Source organism: Vibrio sp. 2-Bac 85 (assembly GCF_037546705.1).
Taxonomy (GTDB): domain Bacteria; phylum Pseudomonadota; class Gammaproteobacteria; order Enterobacterales; family Psychromonadaceae; genus Psychromonas.
The window spans coordinates 26,987-43,403 of the sequence record NZ_JALAAB010000008.1; the positions used below are offsets into that span (position 1 = coordinate 26,987).

The window sequence follows — 16,417 nt, forward strand, 5'->3', positions numbered from 1 at the left end:
CTTAGAATTCTTCGAAGGGATGAAGGTGATAATGAAGCAACTCTGCACTTGGTTAAATAGCTTCGTGCTCAATGGCTTGTTAAACTGATATGTATAAGATTTTCTTCGATATGAATGATTAGATTAGAACATGGGGTTATAGATAGTGTTCATCCAGCAACGGCTATATTTGCAAAAAAATTATTATCGATAAGCAAGTCTATACGGATATATTATGGGGAATAGTTTTTTTATCAGCAGGCTTTTGCCGCAGGGAAGCTGCAGTAGAGCCAAGGCCTTCTGCAGATAAAATGACTATTACGCTGGAACTACCCTGGAACGTGGGAATCAGGAATCTTTTTTGGATGATAACTAGTTAAGCTGCCGATACGCTCACTAATTTTTACATTGCATAATTATTCATTTTCCGGCTTTTAATAGCTATGCTATTTTTAAATTTTTTGGGGGAGTTTTTTTTCGAAAAATGGTTTTGCTTGGTGTGTTGTTAAGCTTCTAAGTGTCTCATCCTCATCAAAGATGTGTTTATTAAGCTATCCGATGATATGTATGTAACAATTGTCAACTAATTACTAATGATAAATCAGTCATAACATTATGATTTATAGTTAAATATATGTAAATGACAATATTTTGCAATCTGGGAAACGTTATGTACATCGTACTCAGGAAAAAAATAGAGAAGAGGCCTTAGCCCGCTTAAAAGAACTTATTTTAAGCGCCGTTAAGATACAAAAATCAAGAAAGGCGACAAAACCTTCTCGTAATGCAAAAAAACGTCGAGTTGATGATAAAAAACGAGTGGGCAATAACAAAGCGTTGCGAGGGAAAGTCACTGATTAATTGAAATTACAGAAGCTTTAGAAATATTAGGAGCTTTAGAAACATTAGGTGCTTTAGAAATATTAGGAACAACAAGGGCAGTAAGTAGATAGGTTACTGGGTAGATAGATTACTGAATAGATTTATACCCACGCCACTTTAAGGTATTTGTCTTGCACGGGATCTGAATATCAGGGGCAATACCACCAGTTTGGGTTGTTATAAAGTCTCCATGTAAAGTGACTATCTCTCGAAAAATTAACTTTATGCCTATCACCTTGGCACTAGTTTTCCTTGCTGACTTTGTACCTTAAAGTATCATGGGTCTATTATCTAACCCTAATTGGGTTTTGACAAAATGTACCACACAGAATAGTTTATTAAGTGTTAAGCACTATGTTATTTATTGGTGTCATAAAATTGCCATTTAGTGTTGTTAGTTTAATTTAAAAGAGTTGTTAATTTAAGAAGGGATAGTTATGTCGTTAATGGGTTTTTATGCACTTCGTAATGAAGATACAGAAGAAGAGTATACTTTGGATGCCGATGATTTTATCTGGGAAGATGCGAATCAATCAGGAGAACAATATCGTTTCATTCATGTTGAAACCGATGAATTACCTGAAGTAGTTGCTACGTTTGATGCCGATGCTGATGAGTTTGTAGTACAAATGCCGAGTGGCTTTGAAGAGTTAGAAGATGGGTTATATATCAATACCAGCAGTGACGATTATGACTCTGATACCGACTTTGGTTACGACGATTAAGTTTACTTTATCAACTCGAGTTGTATTTTAAAAATGTTATCTATTTTATAAAGAGCTGTATTAACAGCTCTTTATTTTATTAGCATTAGCTAATGCGAACAAATTCTCCGCTTTTTTCGTCTAATGCACACAGTTCTGAACTGTAAAGATCGTAGCGCCATCCATGTAGTTTTAAATCACCTGATTCAACACGGTTTTTAATCCACGGGAAGGTCATTAAATTATCTAAAGATTGCTGAACGCCTTTTTGTTCACAACAACTATAGCGACTTGCTTGGTCTTTTAATTCTGTGTCCGCAATAATATCATCACGAACATGCTCAAGTTGTAGCATCCATTTTGAGATAAAACTTTTATCGACTTTTTTCCCTGCACTATCCATCAATGCTTTAATACCACCACATTGGGTGTGCCCTAAAACAATAATACTTTCAACTTCAAGGCCTGTGACGGCAAATTCCAATGCAGCACTGGTACCGTGAAAATTATCAGTATCTTCACAGGGTGGAACCAAATTTGCCACGTTTCGAATAACAAATAAATCGCCAGGTTCGCAATCTAATATAATGGTTGGGTCAACGCGAGAATCAGAACAGCTTACTATTGCTATTTTAGGGGATTGGCCTTCGTCAGCTAATTTAAATAACTGAGCTTGGTTTTCTTGATAGTAACCTTCACGAAAGCGTTGGTATCCTGCAATTAATTTATCAGCAGCAGACATAGAATTTTCCTTATTATTGACATAATGCTGATAATAGAGGATAAACTTCATTAATAAAAATTAATAAATTTTATTTTTACCATAAACAAAGGTTAATGATTAAATATGCGCGCTACTCTTCATCAGTTAAAAGTGTTTCGTCAAGTCGCTATTTCCATGAATTATACCAAAGCGGCGGATAAGCTAGGTTTATCGCAACCCGCTGTGAGTATTCAATTGAAGCAACTTGAAAATAACTTGGATATATTCCTCTTTGAAAAGATAGGTAAAACGTTATTCCTGACTCCTGCTGGTAAAGAGTTAAAAACATTTTGCGATGAGTTGTTTATCAGTTTTGATAATATTGATATGACCCTAAGTGCTTTGAAGGGGGAGTTAACCGGTGATTTTTGTTTATCTGCGGTGACCAGTGCTAAATATTTTACGCCACATTTACTCGGGGCTTTTCATAAATTACATCCCAAAGTTAACTTCCATCTTGATATTGTTAATCGAGAGCAAATTATTCAACGCTTACATGAAAACAAAGATGATTTAGTGATCATGGGATTAATTCCGGAAACGATGGCATTAACTAAATATCCTTTTGTAGATAATCCGATTATTTTAATTGCCAGTCCTCAGCATGCGTTAGCAAAACGAGAACATATTCCATTAGCAGAGTTATCTGAGCATGCTTTTATACATCGAGAAAAAGGGTCGGGCACACGCAAAGCGTTTGAACAATTTTTAAAAGATAAGAATGTGCCACTGAAAGTGAATATGACGCTAGGTAATAGTGAAACGATAAAACAAGCTGTAATGGCTGACTTAGGTATTTCCGTCGTTTCTAAACATAGCGTTACATTGGAGCTAAGTACTGGCATCTTAGTCGAATTAAAGGTGGAAGGTTTCCCGTTAGTGAGAAGTTGGTATTTAGTTCACCATGAGAGTAAACATTTATCCCCGATTGCTAAGGCATTTATTGATTTTGTATTATCCGCAGAAAAAAATGTACCGGCATTACGTAATCGTTTTTTAGAGCAGCATTTCTTTAAAAAAACGTAAACTAACTAGTTATCCCTTAAGTCTTTAAGGTGTTATTTTTTAAAGTATTTTTATTTGTGGCAGTGCTTATTTTGCATCTGCTTTTTTTAAGTGGATATTTCACGTCGGTTCAGTCACTATGTTTGCTGTTTTTATTTCCTGCGTGAATGAAAAAGGTCAAATAGCCATACTAGCTCCATTATGTATGTGAACAGCTATTTTGCCGAATTGGTATAAATGATGGCTAAGAAAATTTATTGCTGTGAGATAACTTTTGAGAGCGGCTACTACAGTTCAAGTTTAATCGATAAACAATCATAATAAGAGATCATAAAAGGCGGCATAGCGTTGAGTATTATTTTGGGCATAGATCCTGGGTCTAGGATCACTGGATATGGTGTTATCCAGCAAAAAGGCAGTCAATGTATTTATTTAGCCAGCGGTTGTATTCGCACTAAAGGTGATACGCTCGCACCTAAATTAAACATGATTTTTAATGGTATTGCTGAAATCATCCAACAATATAACCCTTCTGAATTTGCTATTGAACAAGTGTTTATGGCGAAGAACCCAGATTCTGCATTAAAACTGGGTCAAGCAAGAGGGGCGGCAATGGTTGCAGCAACACAGTCTGATTTGTATGTGTGTGAATATTCAGCAAGGCAAATTAAACAAGCAGTTGTGGGCAGTGGAGCAGCTTCAAAAGAGCAAGTGCAATCCATGGTCATGCAAATATTAAACTTATCGGGGCGTCCTCAAGCTGATGCGGCTGATGGGTTAGCAGTGGCGATTTGCCATGCTCATACTGCACAATCTTTAGTGGCAATGGCTGGGCAAGTGAAAAAAACGGTAAGAGGCCGTTTCCGTTAATTGTTAGTACTCTATTTTTAACTTTTTATCTAACATCTTACTTCCTGTTTTTCAGGCTTAACTGCTTATTATCGAGAACATATGAACAAACTAACTGAATTGCAGGTTGGTATTCTATACGCTCTAGGCGCTTATTTAATGTGGGGATTTGCACCCGTTTATTTTAAGTACTTAGGGTTTATTCCGGTTTACGAAATTCTTGCTCATCGTGTTATTTGGTCAGTTGTAGTGACTGCTTTATTTATTACTTATTTAAAACATTGGCCTAATGTTTTACTGGTTGCGCGTAACTATAAAAGCTTGTTGGTATTAACCATGACGTCATTATTAATAAGCTGTAATTGGCTGGTTTTTATTTGGGCGATTAACCACGGGAAAATGTTAGAAGCGAGCTTAGGATATTTTATTAACCCCATTATTAATGTGATCTTAGGGTTGGTATTTTTAAGTGAGCGTTTGTCTCGTATCAAATGGTTTGCGGTGTTATTAGCTTTTATTGGGGTGAGTGCACAGGCCTGGCAAGTGGGCGAATTACCGTGGGTTTCATTAGTACTACCGATCAGCTTTGCTTTCTACGGATTATTGCGTAAAAAAGTAAAGGTAAAAGCGATTACAGGTTTATTCATTGAGACGCTGGTGGTATTACCGATCGCGGCTTTCTATTTAGTGGTGATGACAGATAGCGAAACGTCTAATCTACTTCTTAATCCATGGTCACTTAACCTGTGGCTTATGTTTGCTGGTGTTGTGACGGCACTGCCATTAATCTTTTTTGGCCAAGCTGCTCTACGTTTACCACTTTCAACACTGGGCTTTTTTCAATATTTAGCACCTTCCATATTATTTGTGTTCGCCGTATTGGTTTACGATGAACCTATCTCTTTTATCAAGATGTTTACCTTTGCTTGTATTTGGTTTGGAATATTAGTGTTTGTTTTAGAAAGTAAATTAATTAAATGGTTTAAATAAAACAAACAAGCATAAAAAACACTGGATATTTACTCAGTTGTTTTTTATGCTTGTCATCATTTATTAAATAGTAAGGCAGGGAACAGCATGATTGGATTGTTACGCGGTATTTTATTAGAAAAGCAACCTCCTGAGATATTATTAGATGTTTCCGGTGTTGGTTATGAAATACAACTGCCGATGAGTTCCTTTTATCCTTTACCTGCTGTGGGTGAAGAAGCAGTCGTTTATACGCATTTTGTGGTAAGGGAAGATGCACAATTATTGTATGGTTTTGCCGATAAGCATGAAAGAGCAATGTTCCGTGAATTAATCAAAGTAAATGGAGTGGGGCCGAAGCTCGCCCTTGCTATTTTATCTGGCATGTCGGCGAATCAGTTTGTGCAGTGTATTAACAATGATGCAGTTAGTACGTTAGTTAAATTACCCGGTGTAGGTAAGAAAACGGCTGAGCGATTAGTGGTTGAAATGAAAGATCGTCTGAAAAACTGGGGTGGTTCTGATCTGTTAACACCTGAATCCGATAGGTTATCGCTGACTAATGACTTTGAAAGCACTTTTGTTAGTGGTAACGCTAAAGATGAAGCGATTAGCGCATTGATAGCATTAGGTTATAAGCCTGCTGTGGCAGAGAAAACCATTCAACAAGTTTACCAAGAAGGTATGGATTGTGAGGCTTTGATCCGCAGTTCATTAAAAAATATGATGTAAATGCTTTATTATCCATTTATTCTGTTTTCATTTATTTAATGTTTTACCTATATCGTAACTTATTCCTTAACTTATACCTTAACCATCAATAGAGTCATTCATGATTGAAGAAGATCGCCTTATTTCCGGTACGCAAAAGATCGATGATAATTTAATCGATAGGGCTATACGTCCTAAATTATTAGCTGATTACGAAGGCCAGCCGCAAGTGAACGCGCAAATGGAGATCTTCATTGAGGCTGCTCGTCAGCGGAACGAAGCCTTGGATCATTTACTTATTTTTGGGCCTCCAGGCTTAGGTAAAACCACTTTATCGCATATTGTTGCGAATGAACTTGAAGTCAATATTAAAACAACGTCAGGGCCTATCTTAGAAAAAGCCGGTGATTTAGCGGCGTTATTAACCAATCTTGAAGAGAACGATGTTTTGTTTATTGATGAAATACATCGTTTAAGTCCAGTAGTTGAAGAGATCCTTTATCCAGCAATGGAAGATTACCAATTGGATATTATGATTGGTGAGGGGCCGGCAGCGCGCTCTATTAAGTTAGATTTACCACCATTTACACTGATTGGTGCAACAACACGTGCCGGTTCATTGACTTCGCCTTTGCGTGACCGTTTCGGGATTGTGCAGCGATTAGAATACTATGACTTAAAATCATTAACTAAAATTGTGATGCGTAGTGCCTCGCATTTGCAACTAGTGATGGATGAATTAGGCGCGGTTGAAGTCGCGCGCCGTTCACGTGGTACACCACGTATTGCTAATCGTTTATTACGACGAGTTCGTGATTTTGCACAAGTTAAAAAGGCCGCGGTGATCAATGATGAAACGGCTAAACAAGCGTTGGATATGTTAGAAGTAGATAATGAAGGCTTCGACTATATGGATCGTAAGTTATTAATGGCTATCTTAGATACTTTTCAAGGCGGCCCAGTAGGCTTAGATAACTTAGCTGCAGCGATTGGTGAAGAAAAAGAAACTATTGAGGATGTTTTAGAGCCTTATTTGATTCAACAAGGTTTTTTGCAGCGTACTCCTCGAGGGCGAATTGCGACTAATCGTACTTATCTACATTTTGGTTTTGATAAACCGTCAATATAGATCCACATTTTAGCTGAATTTCTAATTTCTAATTTCTACTTTTACTGCATATTGAAATTGATGATATCCTTTTCAATATGCAGACTATCTTAATTTACTCTCTTCTATTTCACAGTTCTAATTTATTTATTCAAGATCATACTTTTCACTTGATCAAGATCAATATAAACAGTATAAATAACGTCCAATAGGCCCGTAAGTCATTGATGTTAAATAATTGTTTGTTTTATGTTAAAGCTTGGTTAATGAATGTGCTTGTTTCCTTGCTGCTGTTACATTAAGTTAACAAGCAAGTGTGAATCTCGTTTTTTGATGGTTAATTTCAAAAGGAATGGAAAATGCTTAAAAATATTTTGCCTGAAAATAGATATCTATTTATTTCTTTGATTAACCAATTCTACACTGTAAAAGTGACTAAAAAGAGCGCAATTTTTCTTATCCAATGTGCATCTGTTTTCGATTTTATTTTCTCATCCTTTAATTTTTTTATTAAAGAGCACAATGATCAGCTTAGACAGTTAAAAAATACTATTCTCATCTCAACTTCACTCGTTTTCGAACGCGACTATTTTTCAATACAGCTATCACCTAATAGTGATTAATACGCTAACTATTTATCAATATTTTATATAAATTTCAAACATATAACTTTTACACCTTACACATTTAAACATTTAAACATTTAAACATTTAAACATTTAAACATAACTAATTTACACACTAATTACTTATAAGCTTAGGAGAATACAATGGACGATATTGTTGATTTATCGCGATTTCAATTTGCCATGACCGCGATGTATCACTTTTTATTTGTGCCTTTAACCCTTGGGTTATCTTGGATCTTACTGATTATGGAATCGCTTTATGTGATGACCAGTAAAGAGATTTATAAAGATATGACCAAGTTTTGGGGCAAGTTATTTGGTATTAACTTCGCACTAGGGGTTGCTACTGGCCTTACAATGGAATTCCAGTTTGGTACTAACTGGGCTTATTATTCGCATTATGTGGGGGACGTATTTGGTGCTCCACTTGCCATGGAAGGCATGATGGCGTTCTTTTTAGAGTCGACTTTTGTTGGTTTATTCTTTTTTGGCTGGGATAGGCTGTCTAAATTACAACATTTAACGGCTACATTCTTTGTTGCTTTTGGCTCAAGTATGTCTGCGTTATGGATATTAATTGCCAACGCTTGGATGCAGAACCCAGTCGGTGCTGAGTTTAACTATGAAACCATGCGCATGGAAATGTATAGCTTTGCTGAACTCGTTTTTAATCCTGTTGCGCAAGTTAAATTTGTCCATACAGTAGCGGCTGGCTACGTTGCTGGTGCTATGTTTGTATTAGCGATTAGCTCATACTATTTGCTAAAAGGTCGTGATATTGCCTTTGCTAAGCGCTCTTTTGCGATTGCAGCGGCATTTGGTACAGCAGGTATCCTTAGTACTATCATCTTAGGTGATGAAAGTGGTTATGAAGTGGGCGATGTGCAAAAAGTTAAACTGGCTGCAATAGAGTCTGAATGGGAAACTCATCCAGCACCTGCGGCTTTCAATGTGATAGGTTTTCCTAACCAGGAAGAGCAACGCACAGATTACGCTGTGCAAATTCCTTATGCCTTAGGTATTATTGCCACGCGCTCTATTGATGAAGAGGTTACTGGCTTAAAAGATCTAATGGCAGAACATGATACGCGTATTCGAACGGGTATGGTGGCTTATTCTCTATTAGAAAAAATAAAGGCGGGGGAGGATACACCTGAAAATATTGCAGCCTTTGATCAAGTTAAAGAAGATCTAGGTTACGGCTTATTATTAAAAAGGTTCGCTCCCAATGTTGTTGACGCAACCGAAGAGCAAATCAAAATGGCCGTGGATGATAGTATTCCAGGTGTTGCACCAATCTTTTGGTCATTCCGTGTGATGGTCGGAGCTGGTGTTGCTATGCTGTTTATTTTCTTGTTTGCATTTTACCAATCAGCAAGAAATAAAGTGGGCGAAAATAAATTATTCCATCGTATCTGCCTATACAGTTTACCGTTACCTTGGATCGCAATTGAAGCAGGTTGGTTTATTGCTGAATATGGCCGTCAACCATGGGCGATTGCTGAAATATTGCCCACTTATATGGGAACATCAACAGTCTCAACTGAGCAACTTTGGTTCAGCATTATCTCTATTGCGTCGTTTTATACAGTGCTGTTAGTTGTTGAAGTATTTTTGATGCTTCGTTTTGCTCGTTTAGGTCCAAGCAGTTTGAAAACTGGACGTTATCATTTTGAACAACTCGAAAACAAGCAAGGATAAGGATAAATTATGTTTGATTACGAAACGTTAAAAGTCATTTGGTGGGTATTGATCAGCGTCTTGTTGATCGGCTTTGTTATTACCGATGGTTTTGATATGGGCGTAGGAGCATTGCTCCCAGTGATCGGTAAAACCGACCAAGATCGCCGTATTATGATCAACAGCATTGCACCTCATTGGGAAGGTAATCAGGTTTGGTTAGTATTAGCGGCAGGGGCAATTTTTGCCGCATGGCCAGCAGTTTACGCTACCGCATTTTCTGGTTTTTATGTAGCCATGATGTTGACCTTGTTTACACTATTTTTTAGACCTGTAGGTTTTGATTATCGTAGTAAGATTGCTGATACTCGCTGGCGTAGTACCTTTGACTGGGGCATCTTCATTGGTAGTGCAGTTCCTCCTATTATGTTTGGTGTTGCTTTTGGTAATTTATTACAAGGTGTGCCTTTCACATTCGATGAATTTTTACGATCTACTTATCATGGAGGCTTCTTCGGTTTATTAAATCCATTTGGTTTATTAGTGGGTATATTCACGTTGCTGATGTTTGTATTGCAGGGGGCTACTTGGCTGCAAATGAAAACTGAAGCGGAAGTGAGAGAACGCGCAAGAATGGTGAGTCTAATTGTTGCTCCTCTTGTTGTTACCTTATTTGCCGTATTAGGCGTGTGGTTGGCAAAAGGCATCGATGGATATGTATTGACTTCAGTTATTGATAATAATGGCGCAGCTAATCCTTTACTAAAAACGGTAATATCTGAACCTGGGGCATGGTTAGCTAACTATGATAAGTATCCTCTGATGATGATTGCACCTGCTATCGGTTTGTTATTTCCGTTATTTTCTTGGTTTGCGAGTAAAAAAGATTATAGCGGAACGGCTTTCATCAGTAGCAGTATTGCCCTTGTTGGCGTGTTATTGACATGTGCGTTTAGCATGTTCCCATTCATTATGCCATCAAGCTTAGATCCAAGTGCAAGTTTAACCGTGTGGGATGCTGTTTCAAGTGAGTTCACATTAAACATAATGACGATCGCGGCGTCCATCTTTATACCATTAATTCTGTTATATACAGGGTTTGCTTATTTGAAAATGTTTGGACGTATCGGTATTGCCCATATGAAAAAATACAAACATTCAGCGTATTAATTAGGAGTTTTTTTATGTGGTATTTTGCATGGATTTTAGGTGTTTTATTAGCGTGTGCATTAGGTATTATCAATGGCTTGTGGTTAGAGCAAGTAGAAACTAATGAGCTAGAAAATAAAAACAATGAACAGCAAGATAAAGTAAAGTCTAATAGTGAAATGAAGTCGGTGACCGACTAGCTAAAACGGCTCTTTTAACAAGGAGCACGTTATTCATTTTAGTGTTTTAAAGCCCTTGAAGATGATTATTTTCAAGGGCTTTTTATTGGCTAAGATTATTCTTTTATTTTTAACTCAAAAGAATAGTAAACAAATAAACAAAAAGAAGATATGCTCGTTTTTTGTGACTAAAAAACAGCAATTACTACCACTTTATCGACAAAAAGTGGTAGTTGTAGTAGCGTTTGTCGCGTTCATGTTTTTTATTATTAGTGAATAGGGAGCCGAGTGTTAATTTCAACTTTACCAATTCGTATATATTACGAAGATACCGATGCGGGTGGCATTGTTTATTATGCCAACTACTTGAAATTTTTTGAAAGAGGCCGCACAGAGTTTTTACGTGAATATGATATTCAACAAGATACGCTATTACAGCAGAATATTGCATTTGTGGTGAAAAAGGTGGAAATGGATTGCATAAAAGCAGCACGTTTTAACCAGTTGATTAATGTCGAAACAGAAGTGACGTCTTACCGCAAAGCGAGTTTGATGTTCACACAGAAAATTTTCAATGATAGTAGGGAACTTCTTTGCCAAGCTGATACTCTAATCGCTTGCGTAAATTTACAAAAAATGAAACCAAACGCTATTCCAACAGAAATAATTGAGGTAATTACTCGTGCACGCTGATATGTCATTTTTAGGGTTATTCTTACAAGCAAGTTTGCTTGTAAAGTCGGTTATGTTATTGCTCTTAGGCATGTCTATTTATTCATGGACGTTGATCTTTTCGCGTTCGAGAATGCTTAAAGCAGCCAAGAGTGCACTTAGTCACTTTGAAGATCGTTTTTGGTCTGGTCATGATTTAAGTCGTTTATACAAAGAAACGGCAGCACGTAATGAGCGTGTTAATGGTGGCGAAAAAATATTTTATATGGGATTTAAAGAGTTTTCCCGTTTACATCGTATGCCTGGACGTAAAGTTGAAGGTGTGATTGATGGTGCTCATCGCTCAATGCGCGTTACTCTATCGCGTGAAATGGATGAGTTAGAAGCCGGGTTGCCAGTGCTTGCTACTATTGGCTCAATCAGTCCTTATATTGGTTTGTTTGGTACAGTATGGGGGATTATGAATTCATTCATCGCACTTGGTGAAGTTCAACAAGCCACATTGTCAATGGTTGCTCCCGGTATTGCTGAAGCTTTGATTGCAACAGCGATGGGTTTATTTGCAGCTATTCCAGCTGTAATGGCTTATAACAAATTTTCAACCCAAGTTGGGCAGTTAGAAACGTCTTACATTAATTTAATGGAAGAGTTTACTTCAATATTACATCGTCAAGCAATGACTGAGGGTGAGTAAGTTATATGCAACATTCTTATCGTACTCCTAGACGCAAACGTGTCATTGCAGAGATAAATGTTGTGCCTTACATTGATGTAATGTTGGTACTACTGATTATCTTTATGGTAACGGCTCCTCTCGTGACACAAGGCGTTAAAGTTGACTTACCACAGGCAGTAGCGGAATCGTTGCCTGAGGATACAACACCACCGCTGATCGCCTCTATTGATAAACAAGGTCAATATTACTTAAGTGTTGGCGATAGTGTCGATACCCCATTGGCAGCAGAAGAGATGTCTGCACTTGTTGAGCGACAATTGGAACTTGACCCTAACTCTCAATTTATTGTTAAAGGTGACGGTGATGTGAATTACAAAACCGTAATTGATTTAATGGTGTTGCTGCAGCAAGCGGGCGTTCCATCACTTGGTTTAATGACAGAGCCTGATCAATAAATGAAAACAAGCACAAATTTAATCGCATTCATTACCGCGCTTTCTTTACATCTTATTGTTGGTGGGCTGTTGCTCATGAATGTCGACTTCTCTTTGCCTAAGGATAAGCCTAAAGAAGCGGTATCTATTATTGAAGCGACCATGATAAATCAACAAATGCTTGATGATCTCGCTAAAAGTGCGCAAAAAAATAAGCAAGCTAAGCAGCAAAAAATAGATGATGCACGACAACAGAAAGAACGAGAGCAGGCTGAGGCTGAGCGACTTAAAAAGCAAAAAGAAGACCAAATTAAAGCAGAAAAAAAAGCGGTACAACGTAAAGAGCAGGAAGTTTTAAAGCAACAACAGGAAGTAAAACGACTAGAAGTAGAAAAAGTAGCGGCTGCTCAAGCATTACAGGAAAAACAAAAAGCAGAAGCAGAGGCTAAGGTATTACAGGAAAAGAAAAAGGCCGATGATGCCGCTCGCGCTTTAAAAGAGAAACAAAAAGCCGAAGAAAATGCTAAAGCGCTAAGGATAAAACAAGACGCTGAAAAAAAAGCAGCAGCTAAAAAAGAAGCGGAAAGAGTAAAAGCAGAAAACTTAGCGAAAGAAAAAGCGGCAGAAGAAAAGGCTGCAAGAGAAGCTAAAGAAAAAGCTGCGAAGGAAAAAGCTGAAAAAGAAGCGAAAGATAAAGCCGCTAAGGAAAAGGCCGCAAAAGAAGCAAAAGAGAAGGCTGCCAAAGAAAAAGCTGCAAAGGAAAAAGCAGCTAAAATTAAAGCAGAGAAAGAAGCAAAGCGTAAAGCTGCGGCGGAAAAAGAGCGTTTGAGACAAGCTGAACTTGATAGGCAAATGGCGGCAGAGTTTTCTGATGATTTCTCTAGTGCCAGAAGCGCGAAACAGCTATCTGAAATTGCTAAATATGAAGCGCTGATACGTGCCAAAATTAGTCGCAATTGGAAAGTTGACCCGAGTATGAAAGGGAGTAGTTGTACGTTAGCAATAAAATTGGCTCCAGATGGTTTAGTGCTTAGTGCAAGAATGAGCCGTGGAGATAAAAGGTTATGTGATTCTGCGCGTCGTGCCACCATACAAGCAAAGACACTTCCTATTCCTAAAGACCCTGAAATTATCTCTCAATTTCGGGATTTTGATATTACATTAGAGCCTGAATTATAAGGAATGCAGATGTTTATTCGATTTATTATGGCATTAGTACTGGTCACTGCTTGTAGCAGTGCATCAGCTCGATTAGAAATTTTGATCACAGAAGGTGTCAACAGCGCGCGTCCGATTGCCGTTGTGCCATTTAAATGGTTGGGACAAGGTAAAAAACCGCAGAATTTTTCTGAAATTATTGCTGCCGATTTACAGCGTAGTGGTAAGTTCAATCCATTATCTATCAACAACATGCCTAAAACACCCTCTACCAGTGCTGAAGTCGATTATGCTGCTTGGACAAAGCTCGGCATAGAAGCGATAGTGATGGGGGAAGTTAAACCTGATACTAAGCCGGGTAATTATATTGTGACCTTTGAGTTATTAGATGTGTTAACGGGAAATGTTAATATGGCTGATTATAATCCAATTATGGATAAACGACGTAATACCGTCGCTACAAATCAACTACGTCAATATGCGCATCGTATCAGTGATATTGTGTATGAAAAATTAACAGGAGAAAGAGGGGCGTTTTTAACACGCATTGCTTATGTTGCCGTGGATCGAAAAAGCTCGCATCCCTACCAATTACGTATCTCAGATTATGATGGGGAAGGGGAAAAGTTAGTGTTGCGTTCAAAACAACCTATTATGTCACCTTCTTGGTCGCCCGATGGACGAAAATTAGCGTACGTTAGTTTCGAAAAACGCCGTTCACAAATTTATATCCAAGACTTGTATACACAGAAGCGTGAGTTAATGACTTCGTTCCCTAAAATCAATGGATCACCAACGTGGTCTCCTGATGGAACGCAGTTAGCATTGGTCCTATCAAAAGATGGTCAGCCTGAGATTTATACTTTTAATATTTTAACAAAATCTTTGCAACGATTGACTAAAAACCGTGTCATAGATACCGAACCGAGCTGGGCTCCAGATGGGAAATCTATTATCTTCTCATCAGAACGTGGCGGAAGAGCACAAATTTATCAAGTATCGCTCACAACTGGTAAAACAAAACGAATTACCTGGGAAGGGGAGATAAATTTAGGTGGAACAATAACCCCTGATGGTGATAATCTAGTACTGGTTAGTCGTCACAATGGGAATTATATGATTGCCGTGCAAGACCTTGATTCAGGAGAATTAAGAACGTTAACCAAAACAAAGTTAGACGAATCTCCAAGTATTGCCCCAAATGGCAGTATGATAATTTACAGCACTGTTTACCAAGGTAAACAAGGTTTAGCATTAGTTTCGATGGATGGGCGATTTAAAGCGAATATTCCATCGAACAACGGTGATGTGAAGTCTCCGGCATGGTCACCATTTTTACAATAATTTAATTTAAACGTACTAAGGAAATAAAATGAATCGTTCAATAATTTCAAAAAGCTTGTTAATAGCCTTACCAATGTTAGCGCTAGGTGCTTGTTCTTCAAATTCTGATGTAGATGCAGAGTCTGCAGAAAAAAACGCAACTCAAGCTGTTGAACAAGTTGTTGATGATGTGCAAACAAATACTATTGAAGCAATCGAATTAACTGCTGAAGAGCAACTAGCTCAGCTTTATACTGATGCTATCTTAAAAACAACTATTCACTTTGAGTTTGATAAATCTTTAATCATGCCTGATTACGCTGTGATCTTAGACGCACATGCAAAATACTTAGTAAATAACACTGACAAAACAATTACGATTGAAGGTCATGCAGATGAACTAGGAACACCTGAGTACAATATCGCTCTTGGTGAACGTCGTGCTTTAGCAGTGTCAACATACCTAGAAAACATGGGTGTTGCAGCTAGCCAAATTACAGTAGTAAGCTACGGTGAAGAAAAACCAGTTAATCTTGGACATAACGAGATGGCTCGTACTGAAAACCGTCGTGCTGAATTAGTTTACTAATCCGCCTATGAATAAAAGTACTATTAAGGCGGCCATGCTAATGGCCGCTTTTATCTCTCACCCACTATATGCCGCTGCGCCTATTTCAGATGCAACAGTGAATACTGCAACTAACGCAGAATTACTGAATCGCATCGACGAATTGACTCGAGTAATGACCGCTCGCAATAAAATGCAAATTCGCTTTCAAACTCAACTTAATCAACTCGGCCAAGAAGTAAGCCAAATGAAAGGCTCATTGGAAGTATTTGCTAATCAATTAGAGCAAATAGAAGAGAGACAGCGTAATCTTTATCAGATGATAGATGAAGGTCAAAAAGGTTCAACTAACTCATCTAGGGCATTAACCCCTGTTAATCAAGATACTGGTGACGGAACTGATAGGGCTGCTTATCAATCTGCAGTAGATTTGGTTCTCAACGATAAACAATACGAGCAGGCGATCACTGCTTTTGAAGCCTTTGTGATTGACCACCCTAAATCAAGCTATGTACCTAATGCACAATATTGGTTAGGACAACTCTTATATAAAGAGAAAAAACGAGATGAGGCACGTGTTGCATTTTTAGTTGTAACAGATAAGTACCCAGACTCGAATAAACGTGCTGATGCAATGTTTAAAATTGGTATTATTGATGAATACTTAGGTAATAAAGATTCAGCAAGATCTTTTTATCAAAAAACCATTACTGAATACCCAAGTTCTTCGGCAGCAGGGTTATCTGCTAAACGTTTAAAAGCATTATAAAATTAACAATATAATTTGAATTAATAGTACATTAATTGCATTTTGTTTAATTTCTCAGCAGATGAAATAAAAGTAGTAATTTTTTGTTGCGCTATTAAAAAAATTCTATATTATACGCCGCAGTTGAGAGGGACATGTGACTTAGCTCATGTTGTAACTATTAACAAAAAACTCACATGAAGAGTTGAAAATCATCACCATATCAAACTA

At 37.7% G+C, this 16,417-nt stretch carries 17 protein-coding genes and 1 pseudogene; 17 read left to right on the forward strand and 1 reads right to left on the reverse strand.

The features are described from left to right. Nucleotides 1-630 precede the first annotated feature (630 nt). Nucleotides 631-840, forward strand: coding sequence for a hypothetical protein (locus MT390_RS10150; RefSeq protein WP_499440971.1), 210 nt, complete (start codon nucleotides 631-633; stop codon nucleotides 838-840). A 458-nt stretch (nucleotides 841-1,298) separates the two neighbouring features. Further along, the gene (locus tag MT390_RS10155) at nucleotides 1,299-1,586 is read left to right on the forward strand and encodes a hypothetical protein (RefSeq protein WP_499440972.1); all 288 of its coding nucleotides are present in this window, start codon (nucleotides 1,299-1,301) and stop codon (nucleotides 1,584-1,586) included. A gap of 85 nt (nucleotides 1,587-1,671) precedes the next feature. On the opposite strand, the gene MT390_RS10160 is transcribed toward MT390_RS10155, so the two are convergent. After that, nucleotides 1,672-2,307, reverse strand: a complete 636-nt coding sequence (locus tag MT390_RS10160; RefSeq protein ID WP_499440974.1) for a carbonic anhydrase — start codon at nucleotides 2,305-2,307, stop codon at nucleotides 1,672-1,674. Nucleotides 2,308-2,412: 105 nt separating this feature from the next. Here MT390_RS10160 and MT390_RS10165 point away from each other — a divergent pair, with 105 nt between their 5' ends. From MT390_RS10165 to ybgF, 15 genes and pseudogenes are all read left to right on the forward strand, one after another. Continuing rightward, nucleotides 2,413-3,354, forward strand: a complete 942-nt coding sequence (locus MT390_RS10165) for a LysR family transcriptional regulator (RefSeq protein ID WP_166371527.1) — start codon at nucleotides 2,413-2,415, stop codon at nucleotides 3,352-3,354. Nucleotides 3,355-3,681: 327 nt separating this feature from the next. Beyond that, nucleotides 3,682-4,203 (forward strand): crossover junction endodeoxyribonuclease RuvC, encoded by a 522-nt coding sequence (gene ruvC, locus MT390_RS10170; protein ID WP_166371529.1) that lies wholly within the window; start codon nucleotides 3,682-3,684, stop codon nucleotides 4,201-4,203. Nucleotides 4,204-4,284: 81 nt separating this feature from the next. Then, a complete protein-coding gene (gene rarD, locus MT390_RS10175; protein ID WP_166371531.1) occupies nucleotides 4,285-5,172 on the forward strand; it encodes an EamA family transporter RarD in 888 nt (295 codons plus the stop codon). A gap of 87 nt (nucleotides 5,173-5,259) precedes the next feature. After that, nucleotides 5,260-5,883: a Holliday junction branch migration protein RuvA gene (gene ruvA, locus MT390_RS10180; protein ID WP_166371533.1), complete on the forward strand. Its 624-nt coding sequence runs from the start codon at nucleotides 5,260-5,262 to the stop codon at nucleotides 5,881-5,883. A gap of 100 nt (nucleotides 5,884-5,983) precedes the next feature. Next, on the forward strand, nucleotides 5,984-6,991 hold the full coding sequence (gene ruvB, locus MT390_RS10185; protein ID WP_166371535.1) for a Holliday junction branch migration DNA helicase RuvB: 1,008 nt from the start codon (nucleotides 5,984-5,986) through the stop codon (nucleotides 6,989-6,991). A gap of 749 nt (nucleotides 6,992-7,740) precedes the next feature. Continuing rightward, the gene (locus MT390_RS10190; RefSeq protein ID WP_499440975.1) at nucleotides 7,741-9,300 is read left to right on the forward strand and encodes a cytochrome ubiquinol oxidase subunit I; all 1,560 of its coding nucleotides are present in this window, start codon (nucleotides 7,741-7,743) and stop codon (nucleotides 9,298-9,300) included. 9 nt (nucleotides 9,301-9,309) lie between these two features. Beyond that, on the forward strand, nucleotides 9,310-10,449 hold the full coding sequence (gene cydB / locus MT390_RS10195; RefSeq protein WP_499440976.1) for a cytochrome d ubiquinol oxidase subunit II: 1,140 nt from the start codon (nucleotides 9,310-9,312) through the stop codon (nucleotides 10,447-10,449). Between the two features lie 14 nt (nucleotides 10,450-10,463). Further along, nucleotides 10,464-10,568, forward strand: a pseudogene (gene cydX, locus MT390_RS10200) (cytochrome bd-I oxidase subunit CydX); the annotation flags it as partial. Nucleotides 10,569-10,895: 327 nt separating this feature from the next. After that, on the forward strand, nucleotides 10,896-11,300 hold the full coding sequence (ybgC, locus tag MT390_RS10205) for a tol-pal system-associated acyl-CoA thioesterase (RefSeq protein ID WP_166371543.1): 405 nt from the start codon (nucleotides 10,896-10,898) through the stop codon (nucleotides 11,298-11,300). Beyond that, the gene (gene tolQ / locus MT390_RS10210) at nucleotides 11,290-11,973 is read left to right on the forward strand and encodes a protein TolQ (protein WP_166371545.1); all 684 of its coding nucleotides are present in this window, start codon (nucleotides 11,290-11,292) and stop codon (nucleotides 11,971-11,973) included. Before ybgC ends, tolQ begins: the two co-directional genes overlap by 11 nt. Nucleotides 11,974-11,978: 5 nt before the next feature. Continuing rightward, nucleotides 11,979-12,410, forward strand: a complete 432-nt coding sequence (gene tolR / locus MT390_RS10215) for a protein TolR (RefSeq protein ID WP_166371547.1) — start codon at nucleotides 11,979-11,981, stop codon at nucleotides 12,408-12,410. Continuing rightward, a complete protein-coding gene (gene tolA, locus MT390_RS10220; RefSeq protein ID WP_499440977.1) occupies nucleotides 12,411-13,568 on the forward strand; it encodes a cell envelope integrity protein TolA in 1,158 nt (385 codons plus the stop codon). Between the two features lie 9 nt (nucleotides 13,569-13,577). Then, complete coding sequence (gene tolB / locus MT390_RS10225) at nucleotides 13,578-14,891, forward strand: Tol-Pal system beta propeller repeat protein TolB (RefSeq protein WP_299668586.1); 1,314 nt, start codon at nucleotides 13,578-13,580, stop codon at nucleotides 14,889-14,891. 28 nt (nucleotides 14,892-14,919) lie between these two features. Beyond that, complete coding sequence (gene pal / locus MT390_RS10230) at nucleotides 14,920-15,459, forward strand: peptidoglycan-associated lipoprotein Pal (protein WP_166371553.1); 540 nt, start codon at nucleotides 14,920-14,922, stop codon at nucleotides 15,457-15,459. 40 nt (nucleotides 15,460-15,499) lie between these two features. Beyond that, nucleotides 15,500-16,207: a tol-pal system protein YbgF gene (gene ybgF / locus MT390_RS10235; RefSeq protein ID WP_240923607.1), complete on the forward strand. Its 708-nt coding sequence runs from the start codon at nucleotides 15,500-15,502 to the stop codon at nucleotides 16,205-16,207. Nucleotides 16,208-16,417 lie beyond the last annotated feature (210 nt).